Origin of the sequence: Streptomyces graminofaciens (assembly GCF_030294945.1) — a bacterium.
GTDB classification, from domain to species: Bacteria; Actinomycetota; Actinomycetes; order Streptomycetales; family Streptomycetaceae; genus Streptomyces; species Streptomyces graminofaciens.
In genome coordinates this window covers 7,533,291-7,557,795 of the sequence record NZ_AP018448.1, presented here as the reverse complement: position 1 = coordinate 7,557,795, position 24,505 = coordinate 7,533,291, and the positions used below count along the sequence as shown (strand labels likewise).

The 24,505-nt window shown below is 71.5% G+C and carries 19 protein-coding genes; 4 read left to right on the top strand and 15 right to left on the bottom strand.

The window, feature by feature from the left end; genetic code table 11:
* Positions 1-112: 112 nt before the first annotated feature.
* From SGFS_RS33180 to bldG, 6 genes are all read right to left on the bottom strand, one after another.
* Positions 113-2,539: a serine/threonine-protein kinase gene (locus tag SGFS_RS33180; protein WP_286255766.1), complete on the bottom strand. Its 2,427-nt coding sequence runs from the start codon at positions 2,537-2,539 to the stop codon at positions 113-115.
* A 236-nt stretch (positions 2,540-2,775) separates the two neighbouring features.
* Positions 2,776-4,299 (bottom strand): class I SAM-dependent methyltransferase, encoded by a 1,524-nt coding sequence (locus SGFS_RS33175; protein WP_286255765.1) that lies wholly within the window; start codon positions 4,297-4,299, stop codon positions 2,776-2,778.
* 184 nt (positions 4,300-4,483) lie between these two features.
* On the bottom strand, positions 4,484-5,062 hold the full coding sequence (locus SGFS_RS33170) for a small secreted protein (RefSeq protein ID WP_286255764.1): 579 nt from the start codon (positions 5,060-5,062) through the stop codon (positions 4,484-4,486).
* Between the two features lie 212 nt (positions 5,063-5,274).
* Positions 5,275-7,680, bottom strand: coding sequence for a sodium-translocating pyrophosphatase (locus SGFS_RS33165; protein ID WP_286255763.1), 2,406 nt, complete (start codon positions 7,678-7,680; stop codon positions 5,275-5,277).
* Positions 7,681-8,006: 326 nt separating this feature from the next.
* Positions 8,007-8,429 (bottom strand): ATP-binding protein, encoded by a 423-nt coding sequence (locus SGFS_RS33160; RefSeq protein ID WP_286255762.1) that lies wholly within the window; start codon positions 8,427-8,429, stop codon positions 8,007-8,009.
* Positions 8,430-8,537: 108 nt separating this feature from the next.
* A complete protein-coding gene (gene bldG, locus SGFS_RS33155; RefSeq protein WP_005475923.1) occupies positions 8,538-8,879 on the bottom strand; it encodes an anti-sigma factor antagonist BldG in 342 nt (113 codons plus the stop codon).
* An 83-nt stretch (positions 8,880-8,962) separates the two neighbouring features.
* Between bldG and SGFS_RS33150 the strand changes: the two genes are divergently transcribed.
* Positions 8,963-11,422 carry a DEAD/DEAH box helicase gene (locus SGFS_RS33150; RefSeq protein WP_286255761.1) on the top strand — a complete coding sequence of 820 codons (2,460 nt, stop codon included), beginning with the start codon at positions 8,963-8,965 and terminating at the stop codon, positions 11,420-11,422.
* Here SGFS_RS33150 and SGFS_RS33145 read toward each other — a convergent pair.
* The 7 genes from SGFS_RS33145 to ssd all read right to left on the bottom strand — a co-directional run bounded on the left by SGFS_RS33145 (position 11,419) and on the right by ssd (position 16,648).
* Positions 11,419-11,706 carry an Rv3654c family TadE-like protein gene (locus SGFS_RS33145; protein ID WP_286260183.1) on the bottom strand — a complete coding sequence of 96 codons (288 nt, stop codon included), beginning with the start codon at positions 11,704-11,706 and terminating at the stop codon, positions 11,419-11,421. The two genes, SGFS_RS33150 and SGFS_RS33145, sit on opposite strands and share 4 nt — an antisense overlap.
* Before the next feature lie 254 nt (positions 11,707-11,960).
* Positions 11,961-12,356, bottom strand: a complete 396-nt coding sequence (locus tag SGFS_RS33140) for a TadE family type IV pilus minor pilin (RefSeq protein WP_286255760.1) — start codon at positions 12,354-12,356, stop codon at positions 11,961-11,963.
* Entirely contained in the window at positions 12,343-12,567 is a 225-nt protein-coding gene (locus tag SGFS_RS33135; RefSeq protein ID WP_286255759.1) for a DUF4244 domain-containing protein, read from the bottom strand. The genes SGFS_RS33140 and SGFS_RS33135 overlap by 14 nt, the downstream gene beginning before the upstream one ends.
* 81 nt (positions 12,568-12,648) lie before the next feature.
* Positions 12,649-13,437, bottom strand: a complete 789-nt coding sequence (locus SGFS_RS33130; RefSeq protein ID WP_286255758.1) for a type II secretion system F family protein — start codon at positions 13,435-13,437, stop codon at positions 12,649-12,651.
* Between the two features lie 97 nt (positions 13,438-13,534).
* On the bottom strand, positions 13,535-14,374 hold the full coding sequence (locus SGFS_RS33125; RefSeq protein ID WP_286260182.1) for a type II secretion system F family protein: 840 nt from the start codon (positions 14,372-14,374) through the stop codon (positions 13,535-13,537).
* Between the two features lies 1 nt (position 14,375).
* Positions 14,376-15,557: a TadA family conjugal transfer-associated ATPase gene (locus SGFS_RS33120; protein ID WP_286255757.1), complete on the bottom strand. Its 1,182-nt coding sequence runs from the start codon at positions 15,555-15,557 to the stop codon at positions 14,376-14,378.
* Positions 15,554-16,648, bottom strand: a complete 1,095-nt coding sequence (ssd, locus tag SGFS_RS33115; RefSeq protein WP_286255756.1) for a septum site-determining protein Ssd — start codon at positions 16,646-16,648, stop codon at positions 15,554-15,556. The genes SGFS_RS33120 and ssd overlap by 4 nt, the downstream gene beginning before the upstream one ends.
* Positions 16,649-17,284: 636 nt before the next feature.
* On the opposite strand from ssd, the gene SGFS_RS33110 reads away from it, so the two are divergent.
* Positions 17,285-18,121, top strand: coding sequence for an HAD family hydrolase (locus SGFS_RS33110; RefSeq protein WP_286255755.1), 837 nt, complete (start codon positions 17,285-17,287; stop codon positions 18,119-18,121).
* A 337-nt stretch (positions 18,122-18,458) separates the two neighbouring features.
* Here the strand turns inward: SGFS_RS33110 and SGFS_RS33105 are convergent, their stop codons facing one another.
* Positions 18,459-19,292, bottom strand: a complete 834-nt coding sequence (locus tag SGFS_RS33105) for a Fic family protein (protein ID WP_286255754.1) — start codon at positions 19,290-19,292, stop codon at positions 18,459-18,461.
* Between the two features lie 147 nt (positions 19,293-19,439).
* Between SGFS_RS33105 and SGFS_RS33100 the strand changes: the two genes are divergently transcribed.
* Positions 19,440-20,420, top strand: a complete 981-nt coding sequence (locus SGFS_RS33100; RefSeq protein ID WP_286255753.1) for an ATP-binding protein — start codon at positions 19,440-19,442, stop codon at positions 20,418-20,420.
* Between the two features lie 12 nt (positions 20,421-20,432).
* On the opposite strand, the gene SGFS_RS33095 is transcribed toward SGFS_RS33100, so the two are convergent.
* Positions 20,433-21,737, bottom strand: a complete 1,305-nt coding sequence (locus tag SGFS_RS33095; protein ID WP_286255752.1) for a polysaccharide deacetylase family protein — start codon at positions 21,735-21,737, stop codon at positions 20,433-20,435.
* A 264-nt stretch (positions 21,738-22,001) separates the two neighbouring features.
* On the opposite strand from SGFS_RS33095, the gene SGFS_RS33090 reads away from it, so the two are divergent.
* Positions 22,002-24,359, top strand: coding sequence for a bifunctional SulP family inorganic anion transporter/carbonic anhydrase (locus SGFS_RS33090; protein WP_286255751.1), 2,358 nt, complete (start codon positions 22,002-22,004; stop codon positions 24,357-24,359).
* Positions 24,360-24,505 lie beyond the last annotated feature (146 nt).

Here is a 24,505-nt window from a genome sequence, read left to right as displayed (position 1 = left end):
TCCTCCCGCCCCGAAGTGTCCCGGGACGGGAGGCTGGCACGTACGGGAAGCGGGCGTGCGAACCCGAGGTGAACGCGAGGGGGCCGGGTCCCCGGACCGCGTCGGCGGGGCTTCAGACCGCGCCGGGCGAGGGTATCTTCCCGGTCGTCTTCTGACCGTCTTCGCGACCCACCGTGCACACCACTTCGGTGAACCCCTTCCCCCAGTCCTCCTTGCTGCCGACCCAGCCGTATACCGTCAGCTCCGATCCGGGCGCCCAAGTCGACTCGAACTTGTTCTTGCACAGGGTGCCGCCCTCGTCGAGCACCTTCTGGTAGCTCATGTTGTCCGGGGCGTCGGCGGCGCCTATGACCTGGTCGGAGTGTGTCTGGGAGCACTCGGTCAGCAGGGCCTGGAAAGTGTCGTCGTCCTTGTCGACGTAGGTCCAGCAGTCGCCCACGGCCATCTGGGCGGCGTACAGGTCCAGTCCCTCGTCGCGGAACTGCCCGACCTCGCCCCCGATCGGGACGTGCTCGCCCAGTACGAGACACGCCGTGGCGCCGTCGGCCGCGTCGAAGCCCTCTTTCGTCGGGACGACCGCGTAGACGGCGGCGTCGGGCAGGGCCTCGGCGAGCGGGCCCGCCTGTCGCTCGCAGCGCTCGGCGCCCTGGTCGCGGGCGTCGGCGTAGGTGGACGCCGTGTCGACAGCCACGACCTGGCCGTTCGGCCACTCGTCCGCGGTGCAGGGCACCTTGCCCAGGTTGGGCTGCGACTTGAACGCCTCGCCCGCCGACCACACCACGCTGACGCAGTCACCGGCCTTCAACGGCTCGGTGAGACCGACCTGTTCGCCGTAGGGCAGGGCTGGTTCGGTGGGACCCGTCGATGTCGGCGGCTTCGGGTCGTCCGTGTCAGCGGCGGGCGTGGGACGGTCGGAATCCCTGTTCAGCGAGACCGCCAGCCAAGTACCACCGCCCGCGATCAGCAGCACGGCGAGCACGATCGCGGCGATCGCGCCCCCGGGCACGTTGCGCTTCGGCGGCCCTCCCGGAGGCATTCCGCCGGGCGGCAGACTCGCGGCGGTGACGGTCGGAAAGGCCGCGTTCCCGTAGGGGGTGGCCGGGTTGCCCGGTGCGCTGCCGTACGGCGTCGACGGGTTGCCGATGGTGGCGCCGTACTGCGGGGACTGCCCGTACTGCGGCGACTGACTGCCCGCCGTACCGCCGTAGGGCGTCGAGGCGTTGCCCCCGTACGGGTTCCAGTTCTCGTGCGGGCCGCGGGGCTGGGGGGCCTGCTGCCAGGGGTCGTACGGCGAGGTCCCGGCCGGGGTGTTCGGCCCCGCGCCCGGGGTGGGCGGGCCGCCCGCCGGAGTGTGCGGGGTGTTCGGCGTGGGCGGCGCGCCGGGCGTGTTCGGTCCGTATGCCCCACCCGGTGTGTTCGGGGCGTAGGCGCCACCCGGCGTGTACGGCGTCTGTGGCGCCCCCGGCGTGTTCGGGGTGTACGCCCCGCCCGGCGTGTACGGCGTCTGCGGTGCTCCCGGCGTGTTGGGGGCACCCGCCGCCGCCACGTACCCCGGCGGTGCGCTCGCCGCGTAGCCCTGGGGCGGCCCGAAGCCCTCGGCTGCCGCGGTCGACGGCGCGGCCGGGGCCGACGACGGCGTGGCCGCGCCCCAGCCCGGCGGCGAGGACTCGCTCCCCGCGCCCGCCACCCGCTCCAGGCCCCGGGCAACCGCCTCCGGCGACAGCCGCCGGACCGGGTCCTTGATGAGCAAACCGTGCAGGACCGGCGCCAGTTCACCGGCGCGGACCGGGGGCGTGGGCTCCTCGCCGAGCAGCGCTGTGAGCGTCGCGTACTCGCCATGGCGGTCGAAGGGGCCGCGGCCCTCGACCGCCGCGTACAGCGTGGCGCCGAGGGAGAACATGTCGGCGGCCGGTGTCGGCGGCTCGCCCCGGGCGCGCTCCGGCGCCAGATAGCCGGGGGTGCCGAGGATGCCGGCGGTGGCGGTGAGCCGGGGCTCGCGGGACTCCGGCTGGAGGGCGATGCCGTAGTCGGTGAGCAGCACGCGCGCGTACGGGTCGCCCGAGGCGTCGGCGGCCAGCAGGATGTTGGCCGGTTTCACATCGCGGTGGAGGATGCCGATCCGGTGGCCTGCGGTGAGCGCGTCGAGGACGGCGAGCCCGATGCGGGCGACCTGCTCGGGCGGGAGCGGGCCCCGCTGCCGTACGACCGCCTGGAGGTCGATGGCGTCCGGGACGTACTCCATGACGATCCAGGGCAGGCCCTCGTGGAGCACCACGTCGTGGACCGTCGCCACATGGGGATGCCCGCGCAGGCGGGCCGCGTGGCGGGCCTCGCTGCGGGCGCGGGCGATGCGCTGCGCGGGCTCCGTCGCGTCCATCGGGACGTCGGGCAGCGAGATCTCCTTCATGGAGACCTCGCAGGCCAGCTCGTCGTCGTAGGCCAGCCAGACGCGCCCCATGCCGCCTGCGCCCAGCTGCCTCAGCAGCCGGTACCGGCCGTTGATGATCCTTCCCTGCCCCTGCTCCGGCGTGTCCGCCATCGCGATCCCCCGATCCCCCAGAGACAGCGCGTGCCTCCCCCGAGGACACGTCGAATCCGTCTCTTGAAAATAGCTTCGCATGCACCACTGACAGGAGACCTTTTACGGACCAATCCAGTCAGACCTGGCACATGCGCCCCAGGGGTACCGATACGCCCCATCCGCTACGGCGAAGGGGCGCCGTGAGCCGTACCAGTCAGGTCACCGGGCGGTACGGGAACCGTCACGGGCGGCGCTCACCGCACGGGTTCGAGGAAGCCCTGCTCGACCAGCAGCCGGATCTGGGCCGGTGTCCGGTCGCGCAGCGCGACCGGGTCCTCGCCGACGAGCTGGGCGATGGCGTCCAGAATCCGCCCCGCGCTGAGCGTGCCGTCGCACACACCGGCGAAGCCCGCGCCGACCGTGTCCACCTTGGTGGCCCGGCGCATACCGCGGTTCTGACGCAGCACCACATGCTCGGGGTCCTCGGCGCCGGGCAGCCCGACCTGTTCCTGGACGATTTCGGCGGCGAGCCGGAAGTGGGCGGTGAGCAGCGCGGCGTCGTCGTTGCCGCGCAGGTAGTCGACGCGCGCGAAGTGCGTCCGTACGGCCTCACCGAGCGGCTGTTCGACCGGATGCGGCCATTCCTCGACGGTGACGGACGGCTGGTCGTCCGCGGGGGCCGTCTTCCGCAAGGTGATCCAGCCGAATCCGACGCCCTTGACCTTGCGCGCCTCGAACTCGTCGAGCCACGCGTCGTACCGCGCCTGGTACTCGGCCACGTCACCGCGGTGGTCGCCGGCGTCGCGCAGCCACAGCTCCGCGTACTGCGTGACGTCCTGGACCTCGCGCTGCACGATCCAGGCGTCGCATCCGCGCGGCACCCACGACCGGAGCCGCTCCTGCCAGTCCTCGCCCTCCACGTGCTGCCAGTTGGCGAGGAACTGGGCGTACCCGCCCTCGTTGAGCCGCTCCCCCGCCTGCTGAACAAGCGTGCGACACAGATCGTCCCCGCCCATCCCGCCGTCGCGGTAGGTGAGCCGGGCGCCGGGAGAGATCACGAACGGCGGGTTGGACACGATGAGGTCGTACGTCTCGTCGCTCTCGACCGGCTCGAAGAGCGAGCCCTCGCGCAGATCGGCCGCCGGGGCGCCGGAGAGCGCGAGCGTGAGCGCGGTGATGTGCAGCGCGCGCGGGTTGAGGTCGGTCGCGGTCACGCGCGTGGCGTGCTGCGCGGCGTGCAGCGCCTGGATCCCGGAGCCGGTACCGAGATCGAGAGCGGATGCGACGGGCGTACGCACGGTGATCCCGGCAAGCGTGGTGGAGGCCCCGCCGACCCCCAACACCACGCCCTCGTCCCGGCTCCCGATTCCTCCGGCCCCGCCGACGGCACACCCGAGATCGGACACGATGAACCAGTCCTCGCCGCCGGGCCCGCCGTATGGCCGCACATCGACGGTGGCGACGAGCTCGTCCCCGACCGCGGCCAGCCAGCCAGCGTCCACGCACACGTCGACGGGCAGAACACCCTCCACGCGCGCGCGTGCCACCGGCTGCTGCAACAGAAACAGCCGGACGAGCGCCTCCAACGGCGTGTCCCCCCGGGTCGCCCGAAGCGCCGGCACGACCTCACTGCGCGCCAGCGCCGCATACGCGGACGCCCCCAGCAGTTCGAGCAGCCCATCAGCGGTGAAGTCCACACCGAGCAAAGCCTCCCGAAGCCGCGCGGCGACTCCGGGCTGGTCGGTGGAGGGCAGGGAGGACGACTTGGAGTTACTCACGAACGCCAGCGTAGCCGCGCACAGTCACGCCGCCGTCGTAGCCGCGGGCAATCGTGCCGCTGGGCGCGGCACCCGTCCCATGGAGAGCGGCGCCCCGTAAGCGCCGGGCCGCGCGACCCGCCCCGCCCGGCAACCGCACCGGGCGCCCTGAAACCGAGGCTCAGGACACCCGTCCGCCCACCCCTCAGCTGGAAGAAACCGAAGCCGCGCCCGAGCCGGAGGCCGACTTGCAGCTCGCCTGCTCGGCCATCGCCTTCCCCACGTCCCCCTTCTCCAGCTCCTTCAGCGCGTCACTCCCGGTCTTGCTCAGCTTCTCCAGCTCGGTCGCGACCCCCTCGAGGCCATCAGCGAACTTCGCCTGGTCCTTCACGTTCAGCGCGTCCGACTTCTTCTTCAGCTCGGCATACGCGGCCGACAGGTCGTTCAGCTCCTTGACCGCGTTCTTCTGCTTGGTCGCCCCGTCGTCGACATTGGGCGCCCCGGCCGTCTGAATGGCCGCCGCCATCGCCTTGTACGCGTCGGAGATGTCCTGGAAGCCCTGCGAGTCGGCCTTCTGCACGTCCGCCGGCGCGCTGTCGTCCGAGGTCTCCTTCTGGATCGAGGCGTTGGCCGCCGCGATCTTCTTGATCTGCGGCTGTACGGCGTCGCAGACGTCCTTCGCCCAGGAGTTCAGCTTCTCGTTGGTGTCGTCGCCGCCGCACCCGGACAGCGCCAGTACCAGTACCGCACCGCCGGACAGTGCGGCCGCGAGCTTCTTGTTCACCGGATTGGTCCCTTCCGTGGCTCTCGGCCCCGGAACATACACGCCAGATGGGCGACACCCATGTGCCGAGTACCCTCTACACATACTTTTGTAACCATTTGCACCAAGAGAGAGAAGGCTCACGGAACTCATCGCGCACACACAGAACGGGCGGGCGGCGCATCAACACGCGCCGCCCGCCCGCCCCTTGAACTGGGCGCTGTTAAGCCCTCCTACGAAACCACCGCCGGATCGGCCGACTTGGCCATCCGCTCGGAGTTGCCTTCGTCACCCATGGCGATGCCTCGCCGCTTGGACACGTACACCGCCACCACGATCACCGCGATCGACAGCAGGGCGATGGCCACGCGCAGCCCGACGCTCTTGTCCTCGCCGTAGCTGAACTTGACCACCGCGGGCGCGATGAGCAGTGCCACCAGGTTCATCACCTTCAGCAGCGGGTTGATGGCCGGCCCCGCGGTGTCCTTGAACGGGTCGCCGACCGTGTCGCCGATGACGGTCGCGGCATGGGCCTCGCTGCCCTTGCCGCCGTGGTGACCGTCCTCGACGAGCTTCTTGGCGTTGTCCCACGCGCCACCGGAGTTGGCGAGGAACACGGCCATCAGGGTCCCGGTGCCGATCGCACCCGCGAGGTAGGCGCCCAGGGCACCGACCCCCAGTGTGAACCCGATCGCGATCGGCGCCATGACCGCGAGCAGCCCGGGTGTGGCCAGCTCCCGCAGCGCGTCCTTGGTGCAGATGTCGACGACCCTGCCGTACTCCGGCTTCTCGCTGTAGTCCATGATCCCGGGGTGCTCGCGGAACTGCCGCCGCACCTCGTAGACCACCGAACCGGCGGACCGCGATACCGCGTTGATCGCCAACCCCGAGAAGAGGAAGACCACCGCGGCACCGGCGATCAGCCCGACGAGGTTGTTGGGCTGCGAGATGTCCATCATCAGGTTCATCGGTGCGCCCGCGCCGGAGACCTTCTCGCCGACCTCGTCCGCCGCCGTGACGATCGCGTCGCGGTAGGAGCCGAAGAGCGCGGAGGCCGCCAGTACGGCGGTGGCGATGGCGATGCCCTTGGTGATGGCCTTGGTGGTGTTGCCGACGGCGTCGAGGTCGGTGAGCACCTGCGCGCCCGCGCCCTGGACGTCGCCGGACATCTCGGCGATGCCCTGTGCGTTGTCGGAGACGGGCCCGAAGGTGTCCATGGCGACGATCACCCCGACCGTGGTGAGCAGACCGGTCCCGGCCAGCGCCACCGCGAACAGAGCGAGCATGATCGACGTACCGCCGAGCAGGAACGCCCCGTACACGCCGAGGCCGATCAACAGCGCGGTGTAGACGGCCGATTCGAGGCCGACGGAGATTCCGGCGAGGACGACGGTGGCCGCGCCGGTGAGCGAGCTCTTGCCGATGTCCCGTACGGGGCGCCGGGTGGTCTCGGTGAAGTAGCCGGTGAGCTGCTGGATCAGCGCGGCCAGCACGATGCCGATGGCCACCGCGATGAGCGCGAGGACCCGCGGGTCGCCGCTCTTGTCGAGGATCGCCTGGTCCCCGACGCCTTCGAGCTCGGCGTACGTCGCCGGCAGGTAGGCGTAGACGGCGACGGCGACCAGCGCCAGCGAGATCACCGCGGAGATGAAGAAGCCGCGGTTGATGGCGGACATCCCGCTGCGGTCGGTCCGGCGTGGCGCGACCGCGAAGATGCCGATCATCGCGGTGAGTACGCCGATGGCGGGCACGATCAGCGGGAACGCGAGCCCCGAGTCGCCGAAGGCCGCCTTGCCGAGGATCAGCGCGGCGACGAGCGTGACGGCGTACGACTCGAAGAGGTCGGCGGCCATGCCGGCGCAGTCGCCGACGTTGTCGCCCACGTTGTCGGCGATGGTCGCGGCGTTGCGCGGGTCGTCCTCCGGGATGCCCTGCTCGACCTTGCCGACCAGGTCGGCGCCGACGTCGGCGGCCTTGGTGAAGATGCCGCCGCCGACTCGCATGAACATCGCGATGAGGGCCGCGCCGAGGCCGAAGCCTTCGAGGACCTTCGGCGCGTCGGCCGCGTACACAAGGACCACGCAGGACGCACCAAGGAGTCCGAGCCCCACCGTGAACATGCCGACGACGCCGCCCGTGCGAAAAGCGATCTTCATGGCTTTGTGCGAGACGGTGGTGAGATCCTTTTCCGGCTCACCCTCCGCCGGGGTCGCTTCCCGCGCCGCAGCGGCGACGCGCACATTGCTGCGGACGGCGAGCCACATGCCGATATAACCGGTGGCCGCCGAGAACGCGGCACCGATCAAGAAGAACACCGATCGTCCGGCGCGCTGATTCCAGTCGTCCGCAGGCAGCAGCATGAGCAGGAAGAACACGACGACGGCGAATACGCCGAGTGTGCGCAACTGCCGTGCCAGATAGGCGTTCGCACCTTCCTGTACGGCGGCCGCGATCTTCTTCATGCTGTCGGTGCCCTCGCCGGCCGCGAGCACCTGGCGCACCAGGACCCCGGCAACGGCGAGCGCGGCCAGTGCCACGACCCCGATGACCATCACGATGATCCGGTTGTCGTCCGTCAGCACTGCGGCTGCGAAGGTTGTGGGGTGGTCAAACTGTTGAGGGGTAGAAAGCCCCGCCATTCGTCCTCCTTGACGCTTGGGCTGAGCTCAAGATGTGGACGGATTGTAGGGAGGGGAACCTGATCAAAACAGTACGCGACAAACGGAATTAGCCTTCACATGCCCTACAGCAAATGATCGGCGCCCCACACGCTACTCGAAAGCGGTAATCCCTCAAAGGCGTTGACGCTTGATCAAATTATCGCGTGATTGATCGTGAATTCCTTCACGAATTCCAAAACTCCGATGAAATGGAGATCGGGAAATGCGAAGGGCCCTGCTCAGCAGGGCCCTTGCGGTACTACTTGATGTTGTGAGGAGCGGCACCGCTCGACGCGGTGGGAGAGTCAGGACAGAGCCACCGTCGGCGTCGGCCAGCTCATACGGATCAAACCGCCGTTCTCGCTCGCCGTGACCTCCACGTCGTCGACGAGGCCGCTGATGACCGCGAGGCCCATGTCGTCCTCCTCGATCTCCACGTCCGCGTCGCCGCCCGATGCCTTGTCGCCCGGGACGGTGTGCGGCGCTTCGTCACCGACCTCGATGGCGAACTGCTTCTCCTCCTCGATCAGCGACACCCGCACCGGCGCCGAGATACCGCCACTCTGATGCAGTCCGACCGCACGGGTGCACGCCTCGCCGACGGCCAACCTGACCTCGTCGAGGACGGCCTCGTCCACTCCGGCCCTGCGCGCCACCGCTGCCGCCACCAGTCGGGCGGTCCTGACGTGCTCGGGCAGCGCGCTGAAGCGGAGTTCAACGGTGGCCATGCATCCCCCTCGGAACTACGGGCGTGCTGTCGGAGGACCGGGCCGATCGGGCCCGGTCCCCCCTCGTCTGTCTCAGGCCGTTCCGGGCGCGAGCCCGGGCGGGCGGGGTCAGTCGGTGGCCGCCACCGCTTCGTCGACCGAGGTGTGAATCGGGAACACCTTGGTCAGACCGGTGATGCGGAAGATCTTCAGAATGCGCTCCTGGTTGCACACCAGTCGCAGCGAGCCCTCGTGGGCCCGCACTCGCTTCAGTCCGCCCACAAGCACGCCGAGCCCGGTGGAGTCGAGGAAGTCGACGCCCTCCATGTCGACGACGAGGTGGAAACTCCCGTCGTTGACCAGCTCGACCAGCTGCTCACGCAGCTTGGGCGCGGTATAAACGTCGATTTCGCCACCGACCTCGACGACCGTACGATCGCCGACGGTACGGGTCGACAGGGACAGGTCCACGGATCCTCCAGCACCTTGCTATCGAGCGTTCGCCCCTCGGGACACCTCGGCTTGAAAGCCCCCGGGACGGTTCGCCAGCCGCGATGGCATTCAATCACTTACCGGCAGGCGTGCACGACGCCTTGGCTCCATTGTCCGTCACGCCGGTGACACACTCGATGCCAATGGCCAAGAATCACCGATCCGATCGACCCTCGACGGACACCGCCTCCAGCCCCTCGCCGGGCACGGTCCTGGACCGGCTCGCCTCGGGGCCGAGCCGGGCTTCGCGCATCACTCATACGGAGCATGTGCCCCCGCGCGCGGGCCGCCATGCCGTCTGGCCTGACCGGATCCGTCCGGAAGTGATCGCCGCCGTCCAGGCGGCAGGAATCGAACATCCCTGGGCCCACCAGGCGCGTGTCGCCGAGCACGCCCTCGACGGCGACTCGGTCGTCGTCGCCACGGGCACCGCCTCGGGCAAATCACTGGCCTACCTCGTCCCCGTGCTCTCCCGCCTCCTGGACGGCTCCGAGGCCCCCAACGGCCGCGGCGCCACCACCCTCTACCTGGCCCCCACGAAGGCTCTGGCCGCCGACCAGCACCGAGCCGTGAAAAAACTTTCACAACCTCTCGGCAATGCCGTACGCCCCGCCGTGTACGACGGCGACACCCCGGTCGAGGAGCGGGAGTGGGTGCGCCAGTACGCCAACTACGTCCTCACCAACCCCGACATGCTGCACCGCGGGATCCTCCCCTCCCACCCCCGCTGGTCCTCCTTCCTGCGCGCCCTGAAGTACGTCGTCATCGACGAGTGCCACACCTACCGCGGCGTCTTCGGCTCACATGTCGCCCAGGTGCTGCGCCGACTACGCCGTCTGTGTGCCCGGTACGGCGCCGAGCCCGTCTTCCTGCTGGCCTCGGCGACCGCCGCCGAGCCGTCGGTGGCCGCGTCCCGCCTGACCGGCCTGCCGGTGGTCGAGGTCGCCGACGACGCCTCACCCCGTGGTGAACTGGTGTTCGCCCTCTGGGAGCCCCCACTCACCGAGCTGCACGGCGAGAAGGGCGCCCCGGTACGGCGTACAGCGACCGCGGAGACAGCCGATCTGCTGACCGACCTGACCGTCCAGGGAGTCCGCTCGGTCGCCTTCGTACGCTCCCGGCGCGGCGCCGAGCTGATCTCGGTGATCGCCCAGGAGCGGCTGGCCGAAATCGACCGTTCCCTGGCCCGGCGCGTGGCGGCGTACCGGGGCGGCTACCTCCCCGAGGAACGCCGCGCCCTGGAACGCGCCCTCCACTCCGGCGAACTCCTCGGCCTCGCCGCGACGACCGCCCTGGAGCTCGGCGTCGACATCTCCGGCCTGGACGCGGTCCTCATCGCCGGCTACCCGGGCACGCGGGCCTCCCTGTGGCAGCAGGCGGGCCGCGCGGGCCGCTCCGGCCAGGGAGCCCTCGCCGTCCTGGTGGCCCGCGACGACCCGCTGGACACCTTCCTGGTCCACCACCCCGAGGCCCTGTTCGACCAGCCGGTGGAGTCCACCGTCCTCGACCCCGACAACCCGTACGTCCTCGCCCCTCACCTGTGCGCCGCCGCCGCGGAACTGCCGCTGACCGAGGAGGACCTCAGGCTGTTCGGCCCGGCCTGCGAGGAGCTGCTGCCCCAGCTGGAGGCCGCGCAGCTGCTCCGCCGCCGGACCAAGGCCTGGCACTGGACGCGCCGCGAACGGGCCGCCGACCTGACCGACATCCGGGGCCAGGGCGGCCGCCCCGTCCAGGTCGTCGAGACCGGCACGGGCCGCCTGCTCGGCACGGTCGACGCGGGCGCCGCCCACACCACCGTCCACGAGGGCGCGGTCCATCTGCACCAGGGCCGTACGTACCTGGTGCGCGAACTGGACCTGGAGGACTCCGTCGCCCTGGTCGAACAGGCCGACCCGCCGTATTCGACGGTCGCCCGCGACACGACGTCCATCTCCGTCCTGGAGACCGACACCGAAGTCCCCTGGGGCGAGGGCCGGTTGTGCTACGGCTCCGTCGAAGTCACGAACCAGGTCGTCTCCTTCCTCCGTCGACGCCTCATCACCGGTGAGGTGCTCGGCGAGACCAAACTCGACCTCCCTCCTCGTACGCTGCGCACCCGTGCCGTGTGGTGGACGGTCACCGAGGACCAGCTGGACGCGGCCCGGATCAACCCCGAGATCCTCGGCGGCGCCCTGCACGCCGCCGAACACGCCTCGATCGGCATGCTGCCGCTGTTCGCGACCTGCGACCGCTGGGACATCGGCGGCGTGTCCGTCCCACTGCACCCCGACACCCTGCTCCCGACGGTCTTCGTCTACGACGGCCACCCCGGCGGCGCCGGCTTCGCGGAGCGCGCCTTCCACACGGCCCGCTCCTGGCTCACCGCCACCCGCCAGGCCATCGCCGCGTGCGAGTGCGACGCCGGGTGCCCGTCGTGCATCCAGTCCCCGAAGTGCGGCAACGGCAATGAGCCGTTGCACAAGCGGGGGGCCGTCCGGCTGCTGACCGAGTTGCTGAGAGGGGCGCCGGACGACAGCGCCTAGCGGGGCGCTCCCGGCGGGCCCGCTCTCGCCCTCGCCTCGGCCCTCAGCGGGCCCATGGCCGACGCCGCCGTCACGTCCGAGATCTCTCCCTCGACCTCGCACCGCACGAGTCTGCTCCCCTGTGCCCGCGCCACCCGTTCCGCCGTCGCGCAGGCCCCCTCGCCGCCCCGCATCCAGTGGTCGGCGGCCGCGAGCGCCGCGAGGTCGGCCGCCGACGCCGCACGGTGCCGGATCGCCACGGCCTGGCCCACGGCCAGTACTCCACCGAACACGACGCACAGCATGGCGATCGCACCCACCGCCCAGACGGTCGCGGAGCCCCGGTCCGAACGGGTGGCCCGCAGCGGCCGGGCGGGCCACGGACAAGGCCACGAGGGGGTACGCGGCAGGATGCGCGGCCACACCCCAGACCCCGAGGCGGTACGCGGCAGCAGGCCGGGCCACGCCCCAGACCCAGAGAAGACCCGCAGCAGCAAGCCAAGCCACGCCCTAGACCCAGAGGTGGCCCATGCCTGTCGGCCGGGCCACGTTCTCGTCCTCACCCGCTCCCCACCCCCACCGTCTCCTCCGCGAGCGCCACCGCCTCATGGCTCAGGTCGAGCCCCAGCCCGTCCGGCCCGGGCACGTGGGCCGAGACGACCACTCGGACGAAGTCGCCCTCGCGGCCCACGCTGACCTTCGCCCCGTCCGGCGCCGCCCGTCTGGCCGCCGCCTCGACCGCACCCGGCGAGTCCTGGCGGGCCGCCGCCCGCGCCCCGGTCCTGGCCGCGTCCACGCACTGGATCTGGGAGCACGCGGCGAGCAGAGCCCACACCAGCGCCATCGCGAAGAGCACCAGCACCGGCAGGGCCATGGCCGCCTCGGCCGTCACGAACCCGCCGTCGCCGCGCAGGGCCGCCCCGCGCCCGCTCCGTCGCCGCTCACGCCCCGCCACTGAGCGCCCGCCCCACGATCTGCTGCAGCTCCGCCTGGACCTGCCCGCTGGTCACCACCTTGTAGAGCACGGCCGCGAAGGCCACCGCCGCGATGATCCCCACCGCGTACTCGGAGGTGACCATCCCCGCGTCCCGGCGCGCCGCCCGCACCCGGAGCATCAGGGCCCCGACCACACGAACCCGTACCGCTTCTCGCACTGCCTTGTACATTTCAACCCCCGTGAGGTTCTGTTCCGTTCACCACTGGTCATCACTGCTCGTCGCTGTCACTTCGTGCTCAGCCCCCCCTGTTCATCCACCGCCCCCGCCCAACAACCCGTCCGCCAGCCCGATCACCACCGGCAGCACCCCGACCGCGATGAAGGCGGGCAGGAAGCACAGCCCCACCGGCGCGGTGACCATCACGGCGGCCTTGCGGGCCCGTTCGGTCGCCGAGCGCCCCCACTCGGCGCGGGCCTCTGCGGCGAGACGAGCCACCGGGACGGCCGCCGGGACGCCGGAGTCGTCGGCCCGCTCCAGCAGCCGTGCCAGCGCCCGAGCCCCCGGCAGCGCGGCGAGCGCACGCCACGCCTCGGCCGGTTCGCCCCCGAGCCGTGCCTCGGCTGCCCCTCTGGCCAGCCGCTCCCCCACGGGTCCGCCCAGGGCGTCCCCGACCGCCTGCGCTGCCACTCCAGGGCCCGCCCCGGCCGCGATGCAGGCCGCCAGCAGATCGGCGGCGAGGGGCAGTTGGCGCGCGGCGCCGGCAGCGTCGTACACCTCTGTCGAGCCGTCGTCACGCCGTGACCGCCGCAGCCACTGCCAGGCCCCGACCCCGGCGCCCAGTCCGACCAACAACCCCAAGAGGCCGCCGACCAGCACCCAGCCGCCGCACACCACTCCCGCTACGGGCAGCCACCGCAGTGCGGCGGCCCGTAGTGCGAGGCTTCGCTCCGGCGGCGCCGCCGACAGGGCCAGTACCGCGCCCAGCCGTGCGCGCAACCGTCGCTCGCGTCGGGCGGTGTCGAACGAGCGGGCCAGCCACCACAGTCCCACGACCGCTCCGACCACCACCCCCAGCCTGTGGATAACTTCGTCGCTCATGCCGCCTCAGCTCCCCGCACGATTCGCGGCACCCACTGCAGGCCCGCGCCCCCGACCGGCCGACAGCCCAACCCGACGGCGCTGTGCCACACCCCGCTCATGCCGCCTCCGCCCCTCGCACGATCCGCAGTACCCACCACAACCCGGCGCCCTCCAGCACCGCCCCGACCAGCAGGCACCCCATCCCGGCGGCGCTGTGCAGCACCACGTGCAGCGGGTCGGCGCCCAGCGCCGTGCCCAGCAGCAGGCCCAGCACAGGGAGCCCGGCGAGCATCACCGCTGTGGATCTGGCACCCGCCAACTGGGCCCGCAGGTCGGCCCGTTGGTCCCGCTCGGCCCGCAGGGCACCCTCCAGGCGGTCGAGCCCGGCGGCCAGCCCCGCACCCCGGTCCACGGCCACCCGCCAACACGCGGCGAGCCCCAGCAGCCCCTCGGCGCCCGGCTGGCGTGCCGCGTCGGCCAGCGCGCCCGGTACATCGCCGCCGAACCGTGCCGCCGCCAGCACCACCGCCCGGGCCTCGCCTAGCCCGTCCGAGTCCTGTGCGGCCCGCAGCAGCGCCTCACCCGGCTGCCGTCCGGCCCGCACCTCCCCGGCGAGCGTCGTGCACAGGGCGATCACCGCGTCGCCCCGCCGCTCCCGGGCCCGGCGCGCCTCGGCCGCCCGCCGCACCCGCCTCAGCAGCGGCACCCCGGCCGCACCCGCGAGCACCGGCAGCACCGACGCGCCCAGCACCGCGACCACCAGCCCGACCGCCGGCGCCCACCACTCGGCCCGCAGCCTCCGCACCCGGACGACCGCCTGCTCCCAGGGCGGCGGCCCCACCGGTCCGCCTCCGGCGAGCAGCAGTCGTGCCCGCCGAGCCCCGGCGTCCCGTCCGCCGCCCGACAGCATCCAGGCGGCCGCCCCGGCACACGCCGCGGCCGCCCCGACCGACATCTCACCGGCCCCCGTCAGCACAGCCCTCACCTCCTCGAAGCAGCCCCCGCAGCCGCTCCCAGCCCCGCTCGTACACGAACGCCTCCGCGCCCCACCGCAGCGCGGGCACGGTCACCACCAGCCCCGACGGGTCCCTTTCCAGCACATGGATCTCGGCGATCCGCCGCCGCCCGTCCCGGTCCCGCACGAGGTGCAGCACCACCGACAGCGCGGCCGCCAACTGGCTGTGCAGCGCGGCCCGATCGAGCCCGGCGGCCGTACCGAGCGCCTCCAGCCGGGCCGGCACCTGCCCCGCCGCGTTGGCGTGCAGGGTCCCGCAGCCGCCCTCGTGGCCCGTGTTCAAGGCCGCCAGCAAGGACACGACCTCGGACCCGCGCACCTCCCCCACGACCAGCCGATCCGGCCGCATCCGCAACGCCTGCCGCACCAGGTCCTGCAGTTCGACGAGACCCGCGCCCTCCTGGTTGGCGGGTCTGCCCTCCAGCCGCACCACATGCGGATGGTCGGGCCGCAGCTCCGCCGAGTCCTCGGCGAGCACGATCCGCTCGCCGTGATCGACCAGCCCGAGCAGCGCGCTCAGCAGCGTCGTCTTGCCACAGCCGGTCCCGCCGCTGATGACGTACGACAGCCGGGCACGGATCAGCGCCCGCAGCACCCGCTCTCCGCCGGGCGGGACCGTCCCCGCCGTGACCAGCTCGTCGAGCGTGAACGCCCGGGGCCGTACGACCCGCAGGGACAGGCATGTCGAGCCCACGGCCACCGGGGGCAGCACCGCGTGCAGGCGGGTGCCGTCCGGAAGCCGGGCGTCCACCCAGGGCCGGGCGTCGTCGAGCCGCCGTCCGGCGACGGCCGCCAGGCGCTGCGCGAGCCGTCGTACGGCCGCCGCGTCCGGGAACGACACCGCCGTCAGCTCCAGGCCGCCGCCCCGGTCCACCCACACCCGGTCGGGCGCCGACACCAGTACGTCGGTGACGGACGGGTCGGCGAGGAGCGGCTCCAGCGGTCCGCTGCCGACCAACTCCGATCGCAACCGCGCGGCGGCACCGAGCACTTCGGCGTCCCCGAGCACCCGTCCCCGCTCCCGCAGGGCCTGTGCCACGCGTGCGGGTGTCGGCTCGGAGCCGCTCTCGACGAGCCACTGTCGTACGCCGTCCAACAGCCCGTCGTCAGTGCTCCCGTTCATCCGGTCTCACCCCCGACCAGCACTCGCTCCCAGAACCCCTCGCAGAACCGTGCGAGCGGTCCGCGTGCGACGCCCCCGGGCGGTTTGCGGCCGTCCGTCAGGCCCGTCTCGGCAGGCACCTCGCCCGCGAGCGGCAGGCCCAGCAGCCGGGCCACCTCGTGGTCGTCGAGGCCGGGCGCGTACGGCCCCCGTACCGCCACCCGCAGATCGCGCAGGACCATCCCGCAGACGGAGGCCACCCGTGCGGACGCCGCGACGGCGCGCAGTTCGGCCGGGACCACCAGGAGGCCCAGATCGACCTGGGCGAGGGCCTCGGCCACGCCCTCGTCGATGCGGCGGGGCAGATCGACGACCACCGTTCCGCCGCGCCGCCGGCCGGCGGCGAGCACCGCGCGGACGGCCTGGGGCGGGATGGTGACCGAGTCGCCGCGGTCCCAGCTGAGGACCCGCAGGGAGTGCAGTTCGGGCAGCGACTCCTCCAGGGCGCCGCCGCCGACCCGGCCGCGCGAGGCCGCGAACGCCGGCCAGCGCAGCCCCTCGGCCGCTTCCGCGCCCAGGAGGACGTCGAGTCCGCCGCCCAGCGGATCGGTGTCGACGAGCAGGGTGCGCCTGCCCTGCCGCGCCGAGGTGATGGCGAGCGCGCAGGCCAGGGTTGACGCCCCGGCGCCGCCGCGGCCGCCGATGACGCCGACGGTGAGCGCGGGTCTGCCGACGCCCTCGGCCACGTCGGCGATGCGGTCGACGAGCCACTGCTCGCCGTCCGGCAGCATCAGCACATGGTCCGCGCCGATCTCCATGGCCCGCCGCCAGACCCCGGGGTCGTCCTGGTCCTTGCCGACGAGGACGACTCCACGCCGGGGCCCGACTCCGCGGACGCGCCCCACGGCGTCGTCGCCGACGAGCACGAGCGGCGGCGCCTCCCAACTGCCCCTGCCCTCCGGCACCCCGTGATGGACCTGCGGTTCGGCGCCGGCGGCCGCGCACAGGCGCAGCAGGTCGTCCAGTAGTTCCGGGTCCTCGGTGACGATCAACGGTCCGCCCTGCCGCCCCTCGGCGGCGGACTGCCGGTCATTGGTGATGGCTCCCGCCACGATCTCCAGCCCCCTTCGCCGGGTCCCGGACGGGATGCTCGGCGCCCTCGGCGCTCCGCGATTCCCACCCGCTCAAGACCCGTGTTCACGACCCGTGTTCCAGACGCCGGTGTTCCGGACGCCCGTGTTCAAGACCTGTGTGAAGAACCGGTGACCGGCCGCCATTTGGGCGACCGATACGAACCGGCCGTACGCGTCCGACAAACCGAACGGGCCATGAACTCGCCGCCGTCGGGACGCGCTGGAATCACGGTGCAGCCATCCCGGAAATCGTGTGGATCTTGGTCGATAACTGTGGACAACCCGATGGTTGTGAATATCGCCGTCACCCGAACAGGCGACGCCTTGGGCGACTTCCACAGCGCAGCGCGACAGATACGCACAGTGACGAATCCTGCGGAGAGATAGAGGAACGCCCAGGTGGGCAGGGAACGGCCCCATGGGCGGGAGAGAGGCGGGGAAAACGCACCCGGACATGCGACGACCCCCACCGGGGGGGAGAGTGGGGGTCGTCTCCACGGCCGACTCGGGGGGGGAGGAGTCGGGCCGGGTTAGCACGGTCGCGAACGATCCGTGACTTCCATGGTGTACCCGAGAGGCCTCTCAGGCAAACCCACACGCCCCACACTAGCCCGAATGGTGGGCGCATATGCTCGGCTCGTGGAAAACCACTCCTTGCCCCGCACAGCGGCCTTCTTTGACCTGGACAAGACGGTCATTGCGAAGTCGAGCACGCTCACGTTCAGCAAGTCGTTCTACCAAGGCGGCCTGATCAACCGCAGGGCGGCCTTGCGGACCGCGTACACCCAGTTCGTGTTCCTCGCAGGCGGCGCGGACCACGACCAGATGGAGCGGATGCGGAAGTACCTGTCCTCGTTGGTTCGCGGTTGGAACGTCCAACAAGTGAAGGACATCGTCGCCGAGACCCTTCACGATCTGATCGATCCCATCATTTACGACGAGGCCGCCTCTCTCATCGAGGAGCATCACGTCGCCGGGCGGGATGTGGTCATCGTCTCCACGTCCGGCGCCGAGGTGGTCGAGCCGATCGGCGAGCTGCTGGGTGCGGACCGTGTCGTGGCGACCCGGATGGTCGTGGGCGACGACGGCTGCTTCACCGGCGAGGTGGAGTACTACGCGTACGGCCCGACCAAGGCCGAGGCGATCCGGGAGCTGGCGGAGTCCGAGGAGTACGACCTCGCGCACTGCTACGCGTACAGCGACTCGGCGACCGACCTGCCGATGCTGGAGGCGGTGGGCCATCCACACGCGGTGAACCCGGACCGGACGCTGCGCAGAGAGGCCCTCGCGCGCGGATGGCCGATTCTCGACTTCCACCGCCCGGTACGACTCAAGCAGCGGCTGCCCACGCCGCCCCGCCCGGCACTTCTCGCGGCCGCCGCCATAGGTGCGGCGGCCGCCACCGCCGGGCTCGTCTGGTACGCGAGCCGGCGCCGCGTGGCGACCGCTTGAGCAAGCCGGCGCCCGATTAATGCCTCTTTAAACATGAAAGTAAAGAAGTACGTCCAGGGCTTTCGCTCACTCCGGTCCTGGAGTAGAAAGGACTCAAGGCCCGCGAGACCAAAGGACATCCGAAAGGATCACCTTAGAAACGCATTTTGGCCCCACGGACCGAGCATGAACACTGGGCACCCACGCGACGTCGACCCGTCGATTACGGGCCAGCCGCACCAGGTGACGGGCAAGAGTTCCCGACCTGATGGGCAACATCTCGAGGACGCTTGGTAACCGGGTGAACATGCCAGCGGCGGTACGAGTTCTCGTACCGCCGCAACCCTTTTCGATGGATCTAGGCCGCCCCCCGCTGCAGCGCCTCGCACACCGCCGTCGACTCGCGCGCGCCCAGCTCGACAGCGCGCCCGCAGTGGGCGATCCAGGCGGCCATGCCCTCGGGGGTACCGGAGACATAGCCGTCGAGGGCGGCCAGGTAGGCGGCGCGGCCGATTTCCGCGTGACCGACCTCCGCCGGGCAGACGGACTTGGGGTCGAGGCCGCTGCCGATCAGGACGATCCGCTCGGCCGCGCGCGCGACCAGGCCGTTGGCGAAGCCGAAGGGCCGCAGGGCGAGCAGTTCGCCGTGGACGACGGCGGCGGTCACCAGAGCGGGGGCCGAGCCACCTTTGATGATCAGCTCGGCGAGGCCGTCGAGCCGCCCCGAGACCTCGGCCGCGCTCGGCAGCGGCAGCTCGATCAGGGGCTCGTCGACGGGCTCGCCGTCCTGCCGGGGCCGCCCCACGCGCGCGTGGTCGCCGCTCGCCGCCACGAGGTGCAGCCGGGCCAGTACCCGTAGGGGCGACTGCCGCCAGATCGACAGCAACTGTCCCGCCTCGGCGGTCAGCCGCAGGGCGGCGCCCATCGTGCGGGCCTCCTCGTCGCCCTCCTGGCCGCTGAAGTCGGTACGGCGGCGCACCTCTTCGAGGGCCCAGTCGGCGCCGGACAGCGCGGCGGAGCCACGCGCGCCGCGCAGTGCCGCCTCCGAGGTGACCGCGTTGCTGCGGCGCCGCATGACCCGGTGGCCGTAGACCCGGTCCACCGCCTTGCGCACGGACTCCACGGACTCGGCCACCCCGGGAAGCCCCCCGAGGGCCGCGAGCGGATCGGCGTTCGCGCCTGTCGTACTCATGAGTACGACCCTACGCTCGCCCGCCCGTCACCCGACCGCCACCCCTCGACGACCTGACGAACTCCTTCTTCCGGCCGAACCCACGATGGAGTGGACTTCGCAGCCACCCGACCACCCTCGGCAATCACTCCACTACCCTTGGTGAACATGAAAATTGCTTTCGTCGGGAAGGGCGGGAGTGGCAAGACCACGCTGTCCTCCCTGTTCATCCGCCATCTCGCCATCTCCGGAGCGCCGGTCGTCGCCGTCGACGCCGACATCAACCAGCATCTGGGCGCCGCCCTCGGACTCGACGACCGGGAGGCCGCCGAGCTGCCCGCGATGGGCGACCGACTGCCCCTGATCAAGAACCACCTGCGCGGTTCCAATCCGCGCATCGCCTCCGCCGAGACGATGATCAAGACGACCCCGCCCGGCGAGGGCTCGCGACTGCTCCAGGTGTGCGAACCGAACGCGGTCTACGACGCGTGCGCCCGGCCGGTGGAACTCGACGGCGGGGCCATCCGTCTGATGGTCACCGGCCCCTTCACCGACGCCGACCTCGGGGTCGCCTGCTACCACTCCAAGACGGGAGCGGTGGAGCTGTTCCTGAACCACCTGGTGGACGGCCGCGACGAGTACGTGGTGGTCGACATGACGGCCGGTTCGGACTCCTTCGCGTCCGGCATGTTCACCCGCTTCGACATGACGTTCCTCGTCGCCGAGCCGACCCGGAGGGGGGTCTCCGTCTACCGCCAGTACAAGGAGTACGCCAGTGACTACGGCGTCGCCCTGAAGGTCGTCGGCAACAAGGTGCACGGTCAGGACGACCTGGACTTCCTCCGCGCCGAGGTCGGGGACGACCTGCTCGTCACCCTCGGGCACTCAAACTGGGTGCGGGCTCTGGAGAAGGGCCGCCCGCCCCGGTTCGAGCAGCTGGAGGAGCCCAACCGCCGTTCCCTGCACGCCCTTCAGGAGGCCGCGGACGCCACGTACGAGCTGCGTGACTGGGAGCGGTACACCCGCCAGATGGTGCACTTCCATCTGAAGAACGCGAGCAGTTGGGGCAACGAGCGGACGGGGGTCGACCTGGCCGCCCAGGTCGACCCCGACTTCGTGCTCCGCGAAGGGGTCACCGCCTCGGTGTGAGCGGGGCCAGAGCTACGGCGTGGCCGCCGGAGCCCCCGGAACCCCCCTGGGGGCCGGGGCCGGCCCGGCGGACAGGAAGGTGTTCCAGTCCTCCTCCGGGGCCTCGCCGACCTTGAGGGTGCGCAGCCTGTCCAGGACCTTCGGGTCCTGGGCGTCGAGCCAGTCGGCGAGTTGCCGGAAGGAGACACAGCGCACCTCGGCCTTGGTGCAGACCGTCTCGATGGTCTCCTCGACGGCGCGCATATAGGTGCCGCCGTTCCAGGACTCGAAGTGGTTGCCGATGATCAGGGGCGCGCGGTTGCCGTCGTAGGCCCGGTAGAAGCCCTTGAGCAGGCCGTCACGGAACTGGTCGCCCCAGTACTGCTGCTGGCCCGCGTCGCCCTCCTTGGCCCCGGACTGGTTCATGTAGAAGTTGTAGTCCATGGTCAGCGTCTCGAAGCTGCGGCCGGGGACCGGGACCAGTTGCATCGACAGATCCCACAGGCCTTCCTTCTTCTGGGGCCAGACCTGGGCGTTGACGCCGCTGGTGTCGTAGCGGAAGCCCAGTTCGCGGGCGGCCCGCATGAAGTTCTCCTGGCCCTCCAGGCAGGGGGTGCGGGCGCCGATCAGCTCCTCGTCGTAGTCGAAGGGCAGAGGGACGGCCTTCTCGGTGTCCGTGTTGGTCTTCCAGGTCTTCACGAACGACTTGGCCTGGGCGATCTCGCTCTTCCACTCCTCGACCGACCACTGGCCGACCCCGCCGCCGCTGCCGCAGAAGTGGCCGTTGAAGTGGGTGCCGATCTCGTTGCCCTCCAGCCATGCGCCGCGCAGCTGGTCCACGGTGTCCTTGATGCCGCGGACGTCGTTGAAGCCGATGTCCGAGCGGCCCGGTGAGTGTTGCGGCGGGCGGTACAGGTCCCGCTTCTCCTCCGGGAGCATGTACACGCCGCTCAGGAAGTACGTCATCGTCGCGTTGTTGGCGCGGGCGACCTTGCGGAAGTGCGAGAACAGGCGCTGGCCGTCCTCGCCGGCGCCGTCCCAGGAGAAGACCACGAACTGCGGGGGCTTCTGACCGGACTTCAGCCGCTCGGCCCTGGGCAGATGCGGCTGCGCTCCGGTGTACGCGGTGGAGCCGTCGCCGATCAGGCGGACCGGGGTCTTGGGTTGCGCCGGGGCGCCCTCCTTCGCGCCGGGCGCACCACGCCGGGCGCCCTGCTCGGGTTTTTTCGCGCCGGGGACACCGGTGGAACCCCGGTCACCGATCCCGCAGCCGGCGAGCGCCACGGCGCAGGTCGCGACAAGCACGACGCCTACGGCGATCCTCTGGGTGGCCGCCATCTTCCGTCCACCTTCTTCCTTCGTTCAGGGGCAGAGCGGCCAAGGTCGCAGAGAGTTCCGATCAGTTTTATATGACAAGCCGAAGAAAAGATGGATTAACACTCACGGGTGATCTGATAACCCATTTGCCGCGAATGTTCTTGCGTGGCCTTTACTCTGCATTACGATTCGTTTACTGATTGTTGAGAAATCCCGCCGCTGTAGCCGTGACCCACGGCCGCGACCCCCCACGCGACCGCGCAGCCCCGGAGGAGACGGGAGAACATGTCCACCTGCATCCCCGCCCGCGCCGCCGACTCGAACGCAAACGAGCCGGAGCGCGACCACCAACCCCACAGCCCCCCACGCGGACCACGCCGGTTCCGTATCGCGGGCGCCGATCTGTCCGCTTCGATCTCGGTCTTCCTGATCGCCCTACCCCTGTCCCTGGGCATCGCCCTGGCCACCGACGCGCCGCTCCCGGCCGGTCTCGTCGCGGCGGCCGTCGGCGGTCTTGTCGCCGGGCGGCTGGGCGGCTCCCCGCTCCAGGTCAGCGGCCCCGCCGCCGGCCTCACCGTCGTCACCGCCGACCTCATCCACCAGTACGGCTGGCGCACCACCTGCGCCATCACCGTCGCCGCCGGAATCGCCCAGCTGGGCCTGGGCTGTCTGCGGGTGGCCCGCTCGGCGCTCGCCGTCAGCCCCGCGATCGTGCACGGCATGCTCGCCGGCATCGGCGTCACCATCGCCGTCGCCCAGCTGCACATCGTGCTCGGCGGCACCCCGCAGAGCTCGGTCCTCGCCAACGTCGGCGCGTTGCCCGCGCAGTTGGCCAATCTGCACCCCGGCGCGGTCTCCATGAGCGTGCTGACGCTCGTCCTGCTGCTCGCGTGGCCGCGGCTGCCGGGGCGGGTGGGCCGGGCACTGCGCACGGCCCCGGCCGCGCTCGTCGCCGTCGCCGCCGCGACCGCCACGGCCGCGTTCGCCGGGCTGAGCCTGCCCAAGGTCGACCTGCCGTCGTGGCGCAGCCACGCCATGGCCGGGCTGCCCGAGGGACCGGTGCTCGGCATCGTCGCGGCCGTGGTCACCACCACGCTGGTGTGCAGCGTGCAGTCGCTGCTCGGCGCGGTCGCCATGGACAAGCTGGCGGCGGGCCGGACGGACGTGGCGCGCTCGGACCTCGACCGTGAGCTGCGGGGCCAGGGCGCGGCCAACGTCGTCTCCGGAGCGCTCGGCGGTCTGCCGGTCGCCGGTGTCGCCGTCCGCAGCACGGCCAATGTGCAGGCCGGCGCCATCAGCCGGAACTCCACGATGCTGCACGGCGTTTGGGTGGTAGCGGCCTCGCTTCTGCTCACCCGAGTCCTCGAGCTGATCCCCCTCGCCTCACTCGCCGCCCTGGTGATGGCCGTCGGGGTCCAGATGGTGTCCCTGCACCACATCCGCACGGTGACCCGCCACCGTGAGGTGCTGGTCTACGCCGTCACCACGCTCGGTGTCGTCCTCCTCGGCGTCCTGGAGGGCGTGGTCCTCGGCATCGCGGTCGCCGTCGGCGTCGCCCTGCACCGCCTCACCCGCACGCGCATCACCCATGAGGAGACGGAAGGAGTCCATCACGTACATGTACGAGGGCAGTTGACGTTCCTCGCCGTGCCGCGCCTGAGCCGGACCCTGCACCAGGTGCCCCAGGGGGCGGACGCGGTGGTGGAGCTGGACGGGTCGTTCATGGACCACGCGGCGTACGAGTCGCTGCAGGACTGGCGGCACGCGCACCGCGCGCTGGGCGGTTCCGTGGAGATCACCGGTCGCTCCGGTACCCGTATCGCCGAGCCCGCGAGTGTCTCGGCGTCGGGCTGCCGCTGCCGGCCGTGGACGGCGTGGCGCAACCACCAGTGCGAGGATCCGGGCACCGTGCCCTCCGGCGGCCCGCCGGAGGACGCGGTGGAGGGTACGGACAGGCACCGGCGGAGTGGGCATCAGCTGGCACGTGGCATCAGCGCGTTCCAGCGGAACACCGCTCCCCTGGTCCGCGGCGAGCTGGCCCGGCTCGCGCGGGAGGGGCAGCAGCCCTCGCAGCTCTTCCTGACCTGTGCCGACTCCCGGGTCGTCACCTCGATGATCACCTCAAGCGGTCCCGGCGACCTCTTCGTCGTGCGCAATGTCGGCAATCTGGTGCCGCCCCCCGGCGAGGAGAGCGGCGACGACTCGGTGGCCGCGGCGATCGAGTACGCGGTGGACGTGCTGAAGGTGCGGTCCATCACGGTCTGCGGCCACTCCGGCTGCGGGGCCATGCAGGCGCTGCTCAACAGCGAGCCGGGCGGCGCCCACACGCCCCTCAGACGGTGGCTGCGGCACGGCCTGCCGAGCCTGGCGCGCGCGACGGACAAGGACCGGCCGTGGGCGCGACTCGCCGGACGGGAACCGGCGGACGCGGTGGAGCAGCTCTGTCTGACCAATGTCATCCAGCAGCTGGAGCATCTGCGTGCCCATGAGTCGGTGGCCCGGGCCCTGCGCGAGGGCGTGCTCGAACTGCATGGGATGTACTTCCATGTGGGCGAGGCCCAGGCGTATCTGCTCACCGGGACGGACGGAGACAAGCTCTTCGAACACGTGGCGGCGGCGGAGGAACTGGGCAGCCCGGCGTGATGCCGATACGGGCGGGTGCGCGGCCTCGTCGTCCGGGGCCGCGCACCCAGCCCGTCGGCCGGCGCACCACAGGCGTCGCGCGGCTGAACCCCGTGCCCGCCGCGTCCGTGGGAACGGATGACCACACCGGCCACACCCCGACCGAC

Excerpts from the sequence above, each read along its gene's own strand:
- SGFS_RS33110 (WP_286255755.1), top strand. The coding sequence starts at position 17,285 with ATGGTGGGCGCATATGCTCGGCTCGTGGAAAACCACTCCTTGCCCCGC.
- SGFS_RS33180 (WP_286255766.1), bottom strand. The coding sequence starts at position 2,539 with ATGGCGGACACGCCGGAGCAGGGGCAGGGAAGGATCATCAACGGCCGG.
- SGFS_RS33165 (WP_286255763.1), bottom strand. The coding sequence starts at position 7,680 with ATGGCGGGGCTTTCTACCCCTCAACAGTTTGACCACCCCACAACCTTC.
- SGFS_RS33090 (WP_286255751.1), top strand. The coding sequence starts at position 22,002 with ATGTCCACCTGCATCCCCGCCCGCGCCGCCGACTCGAACGCAAACGAG.
- SGFS_RS33130 (WP_286255758.1), bottom strand. The coding sequence starts at position 13,437 with ATGAGCGACGAAGTTATCCACAGGCTGGGGGTGGTGGTCGGAGCGGTC.
- SGFS_RS33150 (WP_286255761.1), top strand. The coding sequence starts at position 8,963 with ATGGCATTCAATCACTTACCGGCAGGCGTGCACGACGCCTTGGCTCCA.
- SGFS_RS33100 (WP_286255753.1), top strand. The coding sequence starts at position 19,440 with ATGAAAATTGCTTTCGTCGGGAAGGGCGGGAGTGGCAAGACCACGCTG.
- SGFS_RS33160 (WP_286255762.1), bottom strand. The coding sequence starts at position 8,429 with ATGGCCACCGTTGAACTCCGCTTCAGCGCGCTGCCCGAGCACGTCAGG.
- SGFS_RS33145 (WP_286260183.1), bottom strand. The coding sequence starts at position 11,706 with ATGCTGTGCGTCGTGTTCGGTGGAGTACTGGCCGTGGGCCAGGCCGTG.
- SGFS_RS33125 (WP_286260182.1), bottom strand. The coding sequence starts at position 14,374 with ATGTCGGTCGGGGCGGCCGCGGCGTGTGCCGGGGCGGCCGCCTGGATG.
- SGFS_RS33095 (WP_286255752.1), bottom strand. The coding sequence starts at position 21,737 with ATGGCGGCCACCCAGAGGATCGCCGTAGGCGTCGTGCTTGTCGCGACC.
- SGFS_RS33135 (WP_286255759.1), bottom strand. The coding sequence starts at position 12,567 with ATGTACAAGGCAGTGCGAGAAGCGGTACGGGTTCGTGTGGTCGGGGCC.
- SGFS_RS33105 (WP_286255754.1), bottom strand. The coding sequence starts at position 19,292 with ATGAGTACGACAGGCGCGAACGCCGATCCGCTCGCGGCCCTCGGGGGG.
- SGFS_RS33120 (WP_286255757.1), bottom strand. The coding sequence starts at position 15,557 with ATGAACGGGAGCACTGACGACGGGCTGTTGGACGGCGTACGACAGTGG.